The 15254-nt window shown below is 63.8% G+C and carries 19 protein-coding genes; 13 read left to right on the top strand and 6 right to left on the bottom strand.

The genetic code is table 11. The annotated features are described in order from the left end of the window. Positions 1-4 precede the first annotated feature (4 nt). The 8 genes from AC0L27_RS16025 (at position 5) to AC0L27_RS16060 (ending at position 8112) form a co-directional block, all read left to right on the top strand. Entirely contained in the window at positions 5-880 is an 876-nt protein-coding gene (locus tag AC0L27_RS16025) for a phosphoribulokinase (protein ID WP_063993396.1), read from the top strand. Between the two features lie 16 nt (positions 881-896). Beyond that, on the top strand, positions 897-2918 hold the full coding sequence (gene tkt, locus AC0L27_RS16030) for a transketolase (RefSeq protein WP_354257979.1): 2022 nt from the start codon (positions 897-899) through the stop codon (positions 2916-2918). A 14-nt stretch (positions 2919-2932) separates the two neighbouring features. Next, entirely contained in the window at positions 2933-4018 is a 1086-nt protein-coding gene (gene fba, locus AC0L27_RS16035) for a class II fructose-bisphosphate aldolase (protein WP_354209047.1), read from the top strand. A gap of 31 nt (positions 4019-4049) precedes the next feature. Beyond that, positions 4050-5510 carry a form I ribulose bisphosphate carboxylase large subunit gene (locus AC0L27_RS16040; RefSeq protein WP_007594836.1) on the top strand — a complete coding sequence of 487 codons (1461 nt, stop codon included), beginning with the start codon at positions 4050-4052 and terminating at the stop codon, positions 5508-5510. An 11-nt stretch (positions 5511-5521) separates the two neighbouring features. Beyond that, complete coding sequence (locus AC0L27_RS16045) at positions 5522-5929, top strand: ribulose bisphosphate carboxylase small subunit (protein WP_007594833.1); 408 nt, start codon at positions 5522-5524, stop codon at positions 5927-5929. A 98-nt stretch (positions 5930-6027) separates the two neighbouring features. Beyond that, the gene (gene cbbX, locus AC0L27_RS16050; protein ID WP_354209046.1) at positions 6028-6963 is read left to right on the top strand and encodes a CbbX protein; all 936 of its coding nucleotides are present in this window, start codon (positions 6028-6030) and stop codon (positions 6961-6963) included. Further along, positions 6960-7697 (top strand): ribulose-phosphate 3-epimerase, encoded by a 738-nt coding sequence (rpe, locus tag AC0L27_RS16055; protein WP_354209045.1) that lies wholly within the window; start codon positions 6960-6962, stop codon positions 7695-7697. The genes cbbX and rpe overlap by 4 nt, the downstream gene beginning before the upstream one ends. A gap of 202 nt (positions 7698-7899) precedes the next feature. Next, positions 7900-8112 carry a hypothetical protein gene (locus AC0L27_RS16060; protein ID WP_354057101.1) on the top strand — a complete coding sequence of 71 codons (213 nt, stop codon included), beginning with the start codon at positions 7900-7902 and terminating at the stop codon, positions 8110-8112. A 114-nt stretch (positions 8113-8226) separates the two neighbouring features. Here AC0L27_RS16060 and AC0L27_RS16065 read toward each other — a convergent pair whose 3' ends face one another. Further along, on the bottom strand, positions 8227-9063 hold the full coding sequence (locus tag AC0L27_RS16065; RefSeq protein ID WP_354209044.1) for a universal stress protein: 837 nt from the start codon (positions 9061-9063) through the stop codon (positions 8227-8229). 213 nt (positions 9064-9276) lie between these two features. Between AC0L27_RS16065 and AC0L27_RS16070 the strand changes: the two genes are divergently transcribed. After that, positions 9277-10815, top strand: coding sequence for a Do family serine endopeptidase (locus tag AC0L27_RS16070; RefSeq protein WP_354209043.1), 1539 nt, complete (start codon positions 9277-9279; stop codon positions 10813-10815). 266 nt (positions 10816-11081) lie between these two features. Next, on the top strand, positions 11082-11444 hold the full coding sequence (locus AC0L27_RS16075; protein WP_473303181.1) for a hypothetical protein: 363 nt from the start codon (positions 11082-11084) through the stop codon (positions 11442-11444). Between the two features lie 6 nt (positions 11445-11450). Here AC0L27_RS16075 and AC0L27_RS16080 read toward each other — a convergent pair whose 3' ends face one another. Then, positions 11451-11792 carry a DUF6496 domain-containing protein gene (locus AC0L27_RS16080; RefSeq protein WP_354209042.1) on the bottom strand — a complete coding sequence of 114 codons (342 nt, stop codon included), beginning with the start codon at positions 11790-11792 and terminating at the stop codon, positions 11451-11453. 82 nt (positions 11793-11874) lie between these two features. Further along, on the bottom strand, positions 11875-12105 hold the full coding sequence (locus AC0L27_RS16085) for a DUF3072 domain-containing protein (RefSeq protein WP_275171690.1): 231 nt from the start codon (positions 12103-12105) through the stop codon (positions 11875-11877). Between the two features lie 115 nt (positions 12106-12220). On the opposite strand from AC0L27_RS16085, the gene AC0L27_RS16090 reads away from it, so the two are divergent. Together AC0L27_RS16090 and AC0L27_RS16095 are read left to right on the top strand one after the other, a co-directional pair. After that, complete coding sequence (locus tag AC0L27_RS16090) at positions 12221-12442, top strand: hypothetical protein (RefSeq protein WP_275171691.1); 222 nt, start codon at positions 12221-12223, stop codon at positions 12440-12442. 18 nt (positions 12443-12460) lie between these two features. Then, positions 12461-12670, top strand: coding sequence for a hypothetical protein (locus tag AC0L27_RS16095; RefSeq protein WP_039799669.1), 210 nt, complete (start codon positions 12461-12463; stop codon positions 12668-12670). A gap of 134 nt (positions 12671-12804) precedes the next feature. On the opposite strand, the gene AC0L27_RS16100 is transcribed toward AC0L27_RS16095, so the two are convergent. Next, the gene (locus tag AC0L27_RS16100) at positions 12805-13053 is read right to left on the bottom strand and encodes a hypothetical protein (RefSeq protein ID WP_354209041.1); all 249 of its coding nucleotides are present in this window, start codon (positions 13051-13053) and stop codon (positions 12805-12807) included. 94 nt (positions 13054-13147) lie between these two features. After that, positions 13148-13405, bottom strand: coding sequence for a hypothetical protein (locus AC0L27_RS16105; RefSeq protein WP_354057089.1), 258 nt, complete (start codon positions 13403-13405; stop codon positions 13148-13150). A gap of 138 nt (positions 13406-13543) precedes the next feature. Here AC0L27_RS16105 and AC0L27_RS16110 point away from each other — a divergent pair, with 138 nt between their 5' ends. Next, positions 13544-13765 carry a hypothetical protein gene (locus AC0L27_RS16110; RefSeq protein WP_354209040.1) on the top strand — a complete coding sequence of 74 codons (222 nt, stop codon included), beginning with the start codon at positions 13544-13546 and terminating at the stop codon, positions 13763-13765. On the opposite strand, the gene AC0L27_RS16115 is transcribed toward AC0L27_RS16110, so the two are convergent. After that, positions 13762-15252, bottom strand: a complete 1491-nt coding sequence (locus AC0L27_RS16115; RefSeq protein WP_354209039.1) for an HWE histidine kinase domain-containing protein — start codon at positions 15250-15252, stop codon at positions 13762-13764. The genes AC0L27_RS16110 and AC0L27_RS16115 overlap by 4 nt on opposite strands. Between the last annotated feature and the right edge of the window lie 2 nt (positions 15253-15254).

Genomic DNA, 15254 nt, shown 5'->3' on the forward strand with positions numbered 1-15254 from the left:
TCCCATGTCCAGGAAGCATCCGATCATCTCCATCACCGGCTCCTCCGGCGCCGGCACGACCTCGGTCAAGAAGACCTTCGAACAGATCTTCTTCCGCGAGAAGGTCAACGCCGCCTACATCGAAGGCGATGCCTTCCATCGCTACGATCGCGCCGAAATGCGCACGCAGATGGCCAAGGAGGCCGATCGCGGCAACAGGCATTTCAGCCATTTCAGCCCCGAGACCAACCTGTTCGAGGAGCTGGAGCGGGCGTTCCGCGACTATGGCGAGACCGGCACGGCGACGACGCGACACTATGTCCACGATGCCGAGGAATCTGCGCTGCATGGCGCCGCACCCGGCACCTTCACCGAATGGAAACGGCTGCCGGAGAGCTCCGACCTGCTGTTCTACGAGGGCCTGCACGGCGCTGTCGTTACCGACAAGGTCAACGTCGCACGCTACGCCGACCTCAAGATCGGCGTCGTGCCCGTCATCAATCTCGAATGGATCCAGAAGCTGCACCGCGACCGCAGTGCGCGAGGCTACTCGACCGAGGCCGTCACCGACACCGTTCTGCGGCGGATGCCCGACTACATCCACTACATCTGCCCGCAGTTCTCCGAGACCGACATCAACTTCCAGCGCGTGCCGACGGTGGACACCTCCAATCCGTTCATCGCGCGCTGGATCCCGACGCCGGACGAATCGATGGTCGTGATCCGCTTCAAGAACCCGCGCGGCATCGACTTCCCGTATCTGCTCTCGATGCTGCCGCAAAGCTGGATGTCCCGCGCCAATTCGATCGTGTGTCCCGGCGCGAAGCTCGATCTTGCCATGCAGCTCATCCTGACGCCGCTGATCATGCAGCTGATCGAGCGCAAGCGAAACCTGAAGTGAACAAGGAGAGTATCCGATGAACATCTCCGTCCACGCCGAAGCCGACCTTACCGCGGTCACGCACAACGATCTCGCCAACGCCGTCCGCTTCCTCGCGGTCGACGCCATCGAGACCTCGCAATCCGGCCATCCCGGCCTGCCCATGGGCATGGCCGATGTCGCGACCGTGCTGTTCTCGCGCTTCCTGAAGTTCGACTCGGCTCACCCCAATTGGCCGGATCGCGATCGATTCGTGCTGTCGGCGGGCCATGGCTCGATGCTGCTCTATGCATTGCTCCATCTCACCGGCGGCGACCTCAGCCTCGATGACATCAAGGCCTTCAGGCAATGGGGCTCGAAGACGCCGGGCCATCCGGAATATGGCCATACGCCGGGCGTCGAGACGACGACCGGTCCGCTGGGGCAGGGGATTGCGACCGCGGTGGGCATGGCGCTCGCTGAGCGGATGGGCAATGCGCGGCATGGCGACGGCCTCGTCGATCACTTTACGTATGTGATCGCCGGCGACGGCTGCCTGATGGAAGGCATCAGCCAGGAAGCGATTTCGCTCGCCGGCCATCTCGGGCTCGGCCGCCTGATCGTGCTGTTCGACGACAACGGCATCTCCATTGACGGGCCGACGTCGCTTGCGACCTCCGACGACCAGCTCGCGCGCTTCGCTGCCTCCGGCTGGTCGGTGCGCCGTGTCGATGGGCACGATCCCGAAGCAGTTGCGCAGGCGCTAGCCGAGGAGCGTGAGAGCGCAAGACCGTCGCTGATCGCCTGCCGCACCATCATCGGCTATGGCGCGCCGGATCGTCAGGGCACGGAGAAGGCGCATGGCGCGCCGCTCGGCATCGAGCAGACGGCGGCGGCGCGGCGAACTCTCGGCTGGGACTATCAGCCCTTCGTGGTGCCCGTCACGATCATGAAAGCATGGCGGATGATCGGGCAGCGCGGTCAGGTCGCGCGTCTTGCCTGGCTCGATCGCTATGAATGCGCGACGCCCGAGCAGCGCGATCTGTTTGTCGAGGGCAAGGCGGTTGCCCTGCCGAACGCCTATGCCCAGGCCTCGGCAAAATTGCGCGAACGCTTTGCCACCGAGCGTCCCAAGCTTGCGACGCGGCAGGCTTCGCAACAGGTGCTCGACGGCATCGCAGGAACGATTCCGGGATTTGTCGGTGGCTCGGCGGACCTGACGCATTCAAACCTGACGCATGCCAAGGCGCAGATCCCGGTCAAGCGCGACGCGTTCGCCGGCGATTACATCCATTACGGGATCCGCGAGCACGGCATGGCGGCCGCGATGAACGGCCTCGCGCTGCACGGGGGCTTCATTCCTTATGGCGGCACCTTCCTCGCCTTCTCCGATTACAGCCGGCCGGCGATCCGCCTTGCGGCCTTGATGCGGATCCGCGTCATTCATGTGATGACCCATGATTCCATTGGGCTGGGTGAGGATGGCCCCACGCACCAACCGGTCGAGCATCTCGCAGCGCTCCGCGTCATTCCGAACCTGCTTGTGTTCCGGCCGGCCGACGCGGTCGAGACGCTGGAAGCATGGGACTGCGCGCTCCAAGCTGAAAATCGTCCCTCCGTGCTGTGCCTGTCCCGCCAGGCCCTGGCGACTTTCCGCAGCGATGTGCGCGGTAGAAACCGGGTCGCGCGCGGCGCCTACCTCATCGTCTCGCCCGAGGGCGGCCGCGACGTGACGCTCATCGCAACGGGTTCGGAAGTGTCCATCGCGCTGGAGGCGGCCCGCCTGCTCGCCACCGAGCACGTCCGCGCGGCCGTGGTCTCCGCGCCGTGCTTCGCGTTGTTCGAGGAGCAGCCGGAGGACTACCGCGCTGCCGTGCTCGGCACGGTGCCACGGGTAGGTATCGAGGCGGCTGTCGCCGGCGATTGGCATCGATGGATCGGCACTGACGGCGAGTTCGTCGGCATGCGCGGCTTCGGTGCTTCGGCGCCCGCGCCAGTGCTGTACCGCGAATTCGGCATCACGCCGCAAAGCGTTGCGGAAGCCGCCCGGCGGGCGATTGCCCGCACAGGCAAGCAATAACAGGAGGATTTGTCGTGGCCCGTATCACCCTTCGCCAACTGCTCGACCACGCCGCCAGTCACGGCTACGCGGTGCCGGCGTTCAACATCAACAACATGGAGCAGGGCATCGCCATCATGCAGGCGGCGGCCGAGGTCGATGCACCCGTCATCATCCAGGCTTCGCGCGGCGCGCGCAGCTATGCCGGCGACCTCATGCTCTCGCACATGATCGACGCGTTGGAGCGGACCTATCCGGACATCCCGCTCTGCATGCACCAGGACCATGGCAATGACGAGGCGACCTGCGCGTCCGCGATCGCCCATGGTTTCACCTCGGTGATGATGGACGGCTCGCTCAAGGCCGACGCCAAGACCGCGGCCGATTACGACTACAACGTTGCGATCACCCGCCGCGTCGTCGATCTCGCGCATTGGGTCGGTGCCTCCGTCGAAGGCGAGCTCGGCGTGCTCGGCTCACTCGAGCATGGCGGTGGCGAGCAGGAAGACGGTCACGGCGTCGAAGGCACGGTCAGTCACGACCAGCTGTTGACTGATCCCGACCAAGCGGTCGACTTTGTCCGCGCCACCAAGGTCGATGCGCTCGCGATCGCGATGGGCACCTCGCACGGCGCCTACAAGTTCAGCCGCAGGCCGGACGGTGACATTCTGGCGATGCGGGTGGTCGAGGAGATTCATCGCCGGCTGCCGAACACGCATCTCGTGATGCACGGCTCTTCCTCTGTGCCGCAGCCGCTCCAGGACATGTTCAACCAGTTCGGCGGAGAGATGCCGCAGACCTGGGGCGTGCCGGTCGAGGAGATCGTCCGTGGCATCAAGAGCGGCGTGCGCAAGGTCAATATCGACACTGACTGCCGGCTGGCAATGACCGCGGTGTTCCGCAAGGTCGCCGCGCAAACGCGATCCGAGTTCGATCCGCGCAAATTCCTCAAGCCCGCGATGGATGCGATGCGCGAGCTCTGCCGCGACCGCTTCGAGCAGTTCGGCACCGCTGGCCACGCCAGCAAGATCAAGGTCATTCCCTTGAGCGAGATGGCGCGGCGCTACCGCGCCGGAGAACTCGATCCGCGCGTCGACGCCCGCGAGCCCGTCGCAGCCTAATCATTCAGAGAGAGAAGAGCAGGAGAGAGCCATGAATGCACATGCAGGAACCGTCCGCGGCAAGGAAAGATATCGCTCGGGCGTCATGGAATACAAGCGCATGGGCTATTGGGAGCCTGACTATGTGCCAAAGGACACCGATGTCATCGCGTTGTTCCGCGTCACGCCGCAAGAGGGCGTCGACCCGATCGAGGCGTCGGCCGCAGTCGCCGGCGAATCCTCGACCGCAACCTGGACGGTGGTGTGGACCGACCGCCTGACCGCCGCCGAGAAGTATCGTGCGAAATGCTACCGCGTCGATCCGGTGCCGGGCACGCCGGGCTCGTATTTTGCCTACATCGCCTATGACCTCGACCTGTTCGAGCCTGGCTCGATCGCCAACCTCTCGGCCTCGATCATCGGCAACGTGTTCGGCTTCAAGCCGCTCAAGGCGCTGCGGCTGGAGGATATGCGCTTCCCGGTCGCTTATGTGAAGACGTTCCAGGGACCGGCAACCGGCATCGTCGTCGAGCGCGAGCGGCTCGACAAATTCGGCAGGCCACTGCTCGGCGCGACCGTGAAGCCGAAGCTCGGGCTTTCCGGCCGCAATTACGGTCGCGTGGTCTACGAGGCGCTGAAGGGCGGGCTCGACTTCACCAAGGACGACGAGAACATCAACTCGCAGCCCTTCATGCACTGGCGCGACCGCTTCCTCTATTGCATGGAGGCGGTGAACCGCGCGCAGGCGGCTTCCGGTGAGGCGAAGGGCACCTACCTGAACATCACCGCGGGAACGATGGAGGACATGTACGAGCGCGCCGAGTTCGCGAAGGAGCTCGGATCGTGCATCGTCATGATCGATCTCGTGATCGGCTACACCGCAATCCAGTCGATGGCGAAATGGGCGCGGCGTAACGACATGATCCTGCATCTGCATCGCGCCGGTCACTCGACCTACACGCGGCAGAAAAGCCATGGCGTGTCGTTCCGCGTCATCGCAAAGTGGATGCGGCTCGCCGGCGTCGATCACATCCACGCCGGCACGGTTGTCGGCAAGCTCGAAGGCGACCCCAACACCACGCGCGGCTATTACGATGTCTGCCGCGAGGACTTCAACCCGACCAAGCTCGAACACGGCCTGTTCTTCGACCAGTCCTGGGCGAGCCTGAACAAGATGATGCCGGTCGCTTCCGGCGGCATCCACGCCGGCCAGATGCACCAGCTGCTCGACCTGCTCGGCGAGGACGTCGTGCTCCAGTTCGGCGGCGGCACCATCGGCCATCCCATGGGCATCGCGGCCGGCGCGATCGCCAACCGCGTGGCGCTGGAAGCGATGATCCTCGCCCGCAACGAGGGCCGCGACTACGTCCATGAAGGTCCCGAAATTCTGGCCAGGGCGGCCGAGACCTGCACGCCGCTAAAGGCTGCGCTCGAGGTCTGGAAGGACGTCACCTTCAACTATGAATCCACCGACACGCCGGACTTCGTGCCGACCGCGCTCGAAACCGTTTGAGGAGATTTGTCATGAAGCTGACCCAAGGCTGCTTCTCGTTCCTGCCGGATCTGACCGACGATCAGATCACCAAGCAGGTGCAGTATTGCCTGACCAACGGCTGGGCGGTGAACATCGAGTTCACCGACGATCCGCATCCCCGCAACACTTATTGGGAGATGTGGGGCCTGCCGATGTTCGATCTCCAGGACGCCGCCGGCGTGATGATGGAGCTCGCCGAATGCCGCAGAGTGTATGGCGACCGCTACATCCGCCTCAGCGGCTTCGACTCCAGCCATGGCTGGGAATCGGTGCGGATCTCGTTCATCGTGAACCGCCCGCCGCAGGAGGCCGAGTTCGAGCTGGTGCGGCAGGAGGTGGGCGGACGCGCGATCCGCTACACCACCGTGCGCCGGCAGCCCGCGCACGCGCCAACCTAAGTCATTCTCCTCCGCGCGGAGCACTCCCTGCTCCGTTTCCTTGGCGGACCACTGCTTCGCCGCTCCCCCGCGGCGAAGCCCTTTTCTTCGAGGTGCCGATGCTGGATGTCCCCCACCCCTTGACCACTGAACCCGGCGAGACCAGTTTCGATCTCCGCAAGGAGGCCGAAGCGGCTGGAATTACCGGCACGCTGCAGCAGCTCGAGCTGGAGCTGATCGGATTGAAGCCGGTGAAGAACCGCGTGCGCCAGATCACGTCGCTCCTGCTGATCGAACGTATCCGGCAGCGTGCGGGATTGGCTTCCTCGCCGCCGACGCTGCATATGTCGTTTACCGGAAATCCCGGCACCGGCAAGACGACCGTCGCGCTGCGCATGGCAAAGATCCTGCACGGCCTCGGCTTCGTGCGGCGTGGGCAGGTGATCTCGGTGACGCGCGACGATTTGGTCGGCCAGTATATCGGCCACACCGCGCCGAAGACCAAGGAGATACTGAAGAAGGCCATGGGCGGCGTGCTGTTCATCGACGAGGCCTATTATCTGCACCGTCCGGACAACGAGCGCGACTATGGCCAGGAGGCGATCGAGATTCTGCTTCAGGTGATGGAAAACCAGCGCGAGGACCTCGTCGTGATCCTTGCCGGCTATGGCGAGCGGATGACGAACTTCTTCGCCTCCAATCCCGGCTTCCGTTCGCGGATCGCCCACCACATCGACTTTCCGGACTATGCGGAAGCCGAGCTGCTCGTCATCGCCGAGCTGATGCTGAAGGAACGGGGTTATCGCCTCTCGGCGGCGGCGCGTGAGGCGTTCGAGAAATACATCGCGCTGCGCCGGACCCAGCCGTTCTTCTCCAATGCGCGCTCGATCCGCAACGCCGTCGACCGCATCCGCCTGCGGCAGGCCGATCGCCTGGTGTCCGATCTCGATCGCATGCTCGAGATCGCCGACCTCGAAACGATCGATCCCATGGACGTCCTGGCGAGCCGCGTGTTCAGCGGCGGTGCGGACGCGCAGAGGAGTGCGAAGCCATGACGAGAGAAATCCTCATCGCGCCGTCGATCCTGGCCGCGGATTTCGCGCGCCTCGGCGAGGAGATCGTAGCGATCGACGCTGCGGGCGCCGACTGGATTCATTGCGACGTCATGGATGGGCATTTCGTCCCGAACATCAGTTACGGCGCGGACGTCATCAAGGCGATCCGGCCCCTGACGAATAAGATGTTCGACGTGCATCTCATGATCGCGCCGGCCGATCCCTATCTGGAGGCGTTCGCGAAGGCCGGCGCGGATGTGATCACGGTTCATGCCGAAGCCGGTCCGCACCTCGATCGCTCGCTCCAGGCCATCCGCGCGCTCGGCAAGAAAGCCGGCGTCAGCCTGTGTCCCGCTACTCCCGAAAGCGCGATCGAGTATGTGCTCGATCGTCTCGACCTCGTCCTGGTGATGACGGTCAATCCGGGTTTTGGCGGCCAGTCCTTCCTCGAGTCCCAACTCGAGAAGATCGGGCGCATCCGAAGCATGATCGGCGACCGGCCGATCCGGCTCGAGGTTGACGGCGGCATCACCCGCGACAATGCCGCTGCCGTGGCCGCTGCGGGCGCCGATACGCTTGTGGCGGGGTCCGCCGTGTTTCGCGGCAGGGGCAGCGCGGACTATGCCGGCAACATCGCGGCCATCCGCGCTGCTGCGGAGGCCGGCAGGGTTCGAAACCTGCAACATAGTTCGGCGCGGACGCTCCGAGCCGGTGAGCCCGCGCTCATCCGATGACCCACAACGCCTGGCCATTTGGTCCGCAGTAAGGTTCCCAAGCGTTGAGTCCGCGCTGATTGGAACTTTCCCCTGAATGCGCGTTTGCCTAAAAACAGGCGAGTCGAGGCGCGTGGCGGGCGCAGCAAATCTTTTGCATAGCCGCCATCGCCCTGACGCAAATAAGGGCAATAAGCTCTCTGTGAATGCGAGGGAGGGTCTCATGGATAACGTACGTCGCTACCGTGCGCTGGCGTCCCTCTGTCGTCAGCAGGCCGCCTATCGGCCGCTCCAGAGCTGGGAACTGCTCGGCCAGGCCGAACATTTCGAATATCTCGCCGAAGTCGAACTCAAGGCGCATTTCGACGCGTGCAATGCGCCACACGACAACGACGGCGTCGAGGCCACGGCGTGGGAGAGGCCCGCCGCGGCGTGACGGTGCAAATTGTTCGAATATGACCTGAACTTGCCGATCCGGCACCGCTCAAGGACGGGGTTGTCAGCCCGAACGACAGGGCTTGTGGCCGGCCCGACCTGGGTCAGCCCTCGATTAATGCGACATCAGCGTCGGGACGGTCATGGCTTCCAGCATGGCGCGGGTGACGCCGCCGAGGAACCGCTCCTGCAATCGCGAATGGCCGTAACCGCCCATGACCAGAAGATCGAGGCTCTCATCGGCTGCCAGCGACAGCATGGTCGGCTGAATGTGAGAGCGCGCGGCCCACAGGTTGACCGTGCGGGTCGATAGTCCACGCCGACCGAGATGCCTTGCCAGATTGCGCGTCGAGACCTCGTCGGGAATCGTGTCTGTTTCGTTGATCGCAATGATCACGATCTCCTCGGCGCGAGCCAGGAATGGTGCGGCGTCGCGCATGGCGCGCGCGGCGAGGCGGCTGCCATCCCAGCAGATGCCGATCCGTTTCGCCTTGAACGCTCCATGGAAAGTGTAGGGCAGGAAAAGCACCGGCCCGCCCGCCTGAAACAGGATCTCGCGAGGCACATCGTTGTCGAGTGAGCCTTGCGCCGGGTCCGGCTGAAGCACGATGCTGAGATCGTGCAGCCGCGCCATCTCGCCAAGCAAGCCGACCGCATCCCCCGGCATCGCCCCGAGCGAGTGGCATGTGTAGGAAATGCCGGCGTTCATCGCTTCGATCTTGAACACCGCGAGCGCCGCCTCGGCGCGCTCCACTGCGCTTTCGCGCTCCATCTCGAACACCGCCGCCACGGCAGCGCCGCCCTCCATCACGTAGGCCGCACTGGTTGCCACATAACCAACCGCGACTGCGTCGAGGTGGGCGTTGAGGCCCGCTGCGAGCGAGATCGAGCCATCGATCACCGGTCGCATCGGGCGCTCAGTGGGGATGTGGACGAGAATATCTTTGTACATGACGTGCCTCCGATGGACATCATCCGGTGGCCGCAGTCTTTCACGGTGCGCAGGGCTCGCGTTGAGCTGCATCAAATGTGCAGCCTCGACTTTTGTCGACGGCCCCGGCCACTTTGCCAAGATTTACAAGATTTAATCGTATGGACGGGACGCTGTAAGGTGGCGACCGCCATGTTGGGTGCAAGGCGACTTACCCGACATGGACATATCGACATGAACGATCGCGTCAATTCCGACACCACCGCGTCCCGCAAGATCCTGAGACCGCGCCGGCTCGCGCTGCTCGGCACCGTGGCCGCGCTTGGCCTGGCCGTGCTGGCGACTGCCCCCGGCTCTTCGCCGTTCAGCGCGACCTCGTTCATCGCGCCCGCCCAAGCCGCAGAGAGCGCCGCGACACCGCCGGGCTTCGGCGACCTCGTCAGCAAGGTCAAACCCGCCGTCATCTCGGTGCGGGTCAGGATCGACCAGGACAACGACAAGAGCGCGATGCTGCAACAGAACCGGATGGATTCCGACGAAGCATCGCCGTTCGACCAGTTCTCGCGGCAATTCGGCTTCCGTGGCCCGGGCGGCATGGACGGCATGCCGCGCCAGCGCCGCCAGATGATCACGGGTGAGGGCTCCGGCTTCTTCATCTCCGCCGACGGCTATGCCGTGACCAACAATCACGTCGTCGATCACGCCGAGTCGGTGCAAGTGACGATGGACGACGGCACGATCTACAGCGCGAAAGTGGTCGGTACCGATCCGAAAACGGATCTCGCGCTGATCAAGGTCGAGGGCAAGAAGGATTTTCCGTTCGTCAAATTCTCTGACCAGAAACCGCGCATCGGCGACTGGGTGGTCGCGGTCGGCAATCCCTTCGGGCTCGGCGGCACCGTGACCGCCGGCATCGTCTCGGCCAGCGGCCGCGATATCGGCAACGGTCCCTATGACGACTTCATCCAGATCGACGCGCCGATCAACAAGGGCAATTCCGGCGGTCCGGCCTTCGACATGAACGGCAACGTGATCGGCGTGAACACCGCCATCTTCTCGCCCTCCGGCGGCTCGGTCGGCATCGGCTTCGACGTTCCGGCCTCGACTGCAAAGCTCGTCATCGCACAGCTGAAGGACAAGGGTGCGGTCACACGCGGCTGGCTCGGCGTGCAGGTGCAGCCGGTGACGTCGGATATCGCCGACAGCCTCGGCCTCAAGGAAGCGCGTGGCGCGATCGTCGACAATCCGCAGGACGGCAGCCCGGCGGCGAAAGCGGGCATCGAGGCGGGCGACGTCATCATCGCCGTCAACGGCACCGCGATCAAGGATTCCCGCGATCTCGCCCGCACTATCGCCACCCTGGCGCCGGGCACGTCCGTGAAGCTCGATGTCGTCCACAAGGGCGACAGCAAGACGGTGACACTGGCGCTCGGCGAGTTGCCGAATGAGCGGCAGGTGAGAGCCGACGAGGGCAAGTCGCAGCCAGATGCCGGCATGCCGCCGCGTCTCGGGCTCAGCCTGGCTCCGGCCAGCGACGTGCAGGGCGCCGGCCAGAAGGGCGTCGTCGTCACTGAAGTCGATCCGCAAGGGCCGGCCGCGCAACGCGGCATCCAGACCGGCGACGTCATCCTCAACGTGGGCGGCAAGGCCGTCGCCAATATCGGCGATGTCCGTTCGGAGCTGGCGCAGGCGAAATCGTCCGGCAAGCGCAGCGTGCTGCTGCAGGTCAGAAGCGCACAGGCGACCCGGTTCGTGGCGGTGCCGCTCGCATAGGGCGAACGTCGATCGGCGCAGATCCAAAAAGGCGGCCCACGGGCCGCCCTTCCTGTTCGCCTTCAGGATTCCGGATGCCCGCCGATAACATTCTCGTTAACGGCAGGGAGGATGACCCGGTTCGTCCGAAAAAGCCGTGTTCGCTCGTCACAGTTGCGGATGTTGTGGACTCGACGGCAATGAAGCCGCCGGGACGATTGCAAGCGTGGAACTTCGAACTTGCCGCCGCTGAGCCGGCCGGCAATTCGTATTTGATCGGTGCCGACATGGATCGATTGAAGCTCTCGCTGAGGACTGCGCTGCTCGTGGCGCCCCTCGTGCTATGGGGTGGAAACGCTCTCGGGCGCGACGACGGCCGCTACGCGGACTCACCTCTCAAGCCGTGGTTCGACGGCCTGCGCAGCCATCTCGGTCCGTGCTGCTCGGATGCGGATGGGTTTGCCGTCGCCGATCCCGACTGGGACTCGCACAATGGACATTATCGCGTACGGCTCGACGGCGAATGGGTCGAGGTGCCGGACGAAGCCGTGATCACTGAGCCGAACCGAGCCGGCCGCACCATGGTGTGGCCGGTGAAGACCGCGTTCGGCGTTTCGATCCGCTGCTTCATGCCGGGCAGCATGATCTGACGGAGGTCAGCGCGACCGTTTGGAGGATTTGCGCTTCGACGTTTTCTTCGAACTCTTCTTTGAAGTCTTCTTGGATGTTTTCCGAGTTGTCTTCTTGGACGATTTCTTCGACGTTTTCTTTGACGTTTTCTTGGACGTCTTCCGCTTTGCGGCTTTCTTCGGGACCTTCTTGCCCTTCTTGCGCGCTTTCGACAGGCCGATCGCGATTGCCTGCTTGCGGCTCTTCACGCGTCCGCCTCGACCGCCCGGTCCGCTTTTCGCGGTACCCTTCTTGTAGCGCTTCATCTCGCTTTCGACATCGCTGCCGGAGCTGCGCGAGTAGCGGCGCTTCTTTGCCTTGCGTGCCATGCATGTTCTCCCTTGGCCGGGGAAAACCATCCGGGACAGGCATAGTTCCGAAGCGCGCATGCAACGGGGATACGCGACCTACCTAGAACGAATCCGCCAACTCGATCTCCGCTTCCAGCACCTGAATGCGCCGTGCTGCCTCGCTGGAGGACAGATCCCGCGCATATTGCGCGGGTTGATACGCCTCTTCGCTCAGCCGTTTCAGCCGGAGGCCCTGCGCCCGCGTCATCTGCTCGGTGAGGAAAGCCTTGGCGGTGAGGGAAGTCTTGTCGGTTAGGAAAGTCTTGGCGTCGTATTTACCTTGAACCTGCATGTCGCTTCTCCCTTCTGAAATCGTGACTTGACTATATGTTCTTATTTTGTTCTAACAAGTCATGGACAACAGAATTAATGAAATTCGACGTAAAATCAGCGCCTTGAGGCTGGAAATGGCCGATATCGAGGTGTCCGTCCGCGAACTCGTCGACCGCGAGCACGACTGCACAGAGAAGGCCCTGGCGCAGATGGATCTGCGCCGGAAAATCAATCTGCTGATCTGCGAATGGAAGGCTGCGGGTGGCGGCGATGTCTTGCCGAATGTCCGCGACAGGATGCGCCTTCGTTCCGCGAAGACGTCAGGTAGTCCTCTGCGCGTGATCGCGCGCCGCTGAGAGCTTTGGGAGCGCACGGTGGAGGAAGACCCGGATGCGTACCGGATTCTCAAGCTGCGCGCCGAGATTCTCGAACTGGGCTCTGCGATCCGGCAGCTGCAACGCGAGGGGCTCGACGACGCCGCGGCCCAGCTCTTGATCGCGCGCAAGCGAGCGCGACTCGATCATCTGGTGAAATCCGATCCCGCCGGCGTTCATCCTGACATCCTGGGCAGCCATCGTAGCTGAAGCCTGCGCGCAGCGCGACATGCGGGGCTCCTCGATACCGCATGTTGACGAACCGGCCCGAGAAAAGTTCGTTCGAACGCCAAAGCAAAAAGGCCCCGCGGTAGCGGGGCCTCCATGAGTTCGACGAACAACACCTACTTGGTGTTGCTCATGCCGCTCTTGTTGTTCGTCATGGTGCCGCCCTGGTCGGAGCCGGGGCCAGAGCCGCCCTGACCGGAGGGGTCAGCCCCCTTGGAGGACTTGGTGTTGGCGCCCGTGGTGGTCTGCGACGATGACATCGAGGATCCGTGTTTCGCCTTGTGCGACTTGGCCTGCACGGCGAACGGTGCGGCGGCGAGGCCGGTTGCCAACATCACGGCAAGAGCGAGCTTGGTGTTCTTCATGCGCGGGAACTCCCTGAGTTGAATTGACGCAGGCAGCCAACCGCTATTCGTCGCAGGAGTTCCGAACAAAGGAGTTCCGGCAAATCACCAGACTTCAAGATTGCTTGTCTTCTGTGAGGATGAATACGAGGCCGGTGAGTGTCGCGCCGATCGCGAACGTCGTCACCAATGTGAAGGCGAAAACGGCAACGGCCTGTCTTCCGCCGTGGCTCAGCAAATTGGCGACGTCTGGATTAGACAGCACGAGCAAGAGACTGAAAGCCAGCCCTAAGGCTGCGCCCATCATCGCGTGCGTCATCAGCTTGACGAGCCCGCTGGGAGAGATCAGGTCCGACGACTTTTTCGTGCGCATGGAACTCTATCCCGATCTCGCATCCAACGCGTGCGACACGCACCGGTTCCACCCGCATGAAGGAATTGTCATCGCCCGCTTCATCCGACGTTCATGCCGGGCCTGCAAGAATGAGCGCGCAACACGGGAACATTCGATATGGGTAAGGTGGTCTTTCTCTATCGCTCTCTGGCTTATCGCAACGCAGCCGCGGACATCCTCCGCAAAGCGCGCAAGCTGCCCCGCGGCGCGGAGCGAAGCGCGGCGCGCCGCTATGCCAAGGCGCTGCGCGATCTCGCCCAAACGGAAGCCTGGCTCGAAGGACGCGTCGCGCGCGAAGCACGAACGACGCAACGCAGGAAGAGTGTGGCGTCCGCTTAACCGGATGCGCGCTGCAATTCGGCGGAGCTGGCGGCTTCAAAGTTGCCGGGCCCGGTTGTCGCGGCAGTCTTGCGGACCAACGGCACCTCGAGCCGGCACAACAGACCCTCGGCGCGCCAATCGAATCGCGCCTGCCCGCCGAGCTGGGACTCGACGCTCGCAAGCAGGCTCCGCGTACCAAAGCCGCGGGATTTCGGCGTCATCACGAGCGGGCCGCCGGATTCCTCCCAGGTCAGCGTGAGCAGCTCTTCCTCGACCTGCCAGCCGATCGCGAGCCGTCCCGTCCGCGTCGAGAGCGCGCCATACTTCGCCGAGTTGGTGAAAAGCTCATGCAGCGCCAGCGCGAGCGTCTGGGCCGTTGCCGGCAGCAACTGAACTTCGGACCCCGCCAATTTGATCTGGCCGCCGAGGGAATAGGGCGCTAGCTCCTCGTCGATCAGCTTTGAGAGTTCGGCACCCTGCCAGCTCGACAGCGACAGGATCGTATGCACGCGCGCCAGTGCATTGATGCGTCCCTCGACGGCGCTGACATAGGCTTTGACCTCGTCGGCGCGGGTGAGGCGCACGATCGATTGCGCCAGCGCCAGCGCATTCTTGGCGCGATGATCGACTTCCCGCGCCAGGAGAGTCTGCCGTTCCTCGGCGCGCTTGCGTTCGGTGATGTCCACCGTCACGCCGCTGACGCGCATGACCCGACCGCTATCGTCAACCGTGGCGGCGGCCGTGCCGACACACCAGCGCACGTCGCCGTCGGGCCGCACGATCCGGAACTCCGTTTCATAGGAGCGTGTGCCCTTGTTGAATTCGGCGATCGCCTTGCGCAACTGATCGACGTCATCCGGATGCAACAGCGCCTGAACGTTGGGCGGATTCACCTCGAAGCTCTCCGGGCCAACACCAAAGATGCGGTATTGTCCCTCGTCCCACATCCAGTCGCCGGTGATCCAGTCCCAGTCCCAGGAGCCCATCTTGCCGGCGGCGATCGCCATGCTGCGCCGCTCTTCGCTCTCGCGCAGCTTTGCGGTGGAATTCTCCAGCTCGGCAGTACGTGCACGCACGCGGTCCTCGAGATCCTGGTTCAGCCGTTCGAGTTCGCGCGTCTTGCGATAGAGCTCTGCAAACACCTTGACCTTGGCGCGCAGCACCTCCGGCACGACCGGGACCGGGACGTAGTCGACCGCGCCCATCTCGTAGCCGCGCAGACGGTCGATGTCGCTGACTTGAATGGCCGAGATGAAGATCATCGCGGTCTTCTGGAAGCGCGGGTGCTCGCGGATCATCGCGGCGAGCTCGAAGCCGTCGAGCTCGGGCATGCAGACGTCGACCAGGATCACCGCGATCTCGGTCTTGAGCAGCACCTCCAGAGCCTCGCGACCCGACGAGGCGATCACGAGGTTCTGGCCGAGATCCTTCAGGATCACCTCATAGGCGAGCAGCTTGGCCGGCTGGTCGTCGACGAGGAGGATGTTGACCTTTTCGTGGTCCATAC

The sequence above is a fragment of the Bradyrhizobium sp. Ken51 genome (assembly GCF_055807435.1).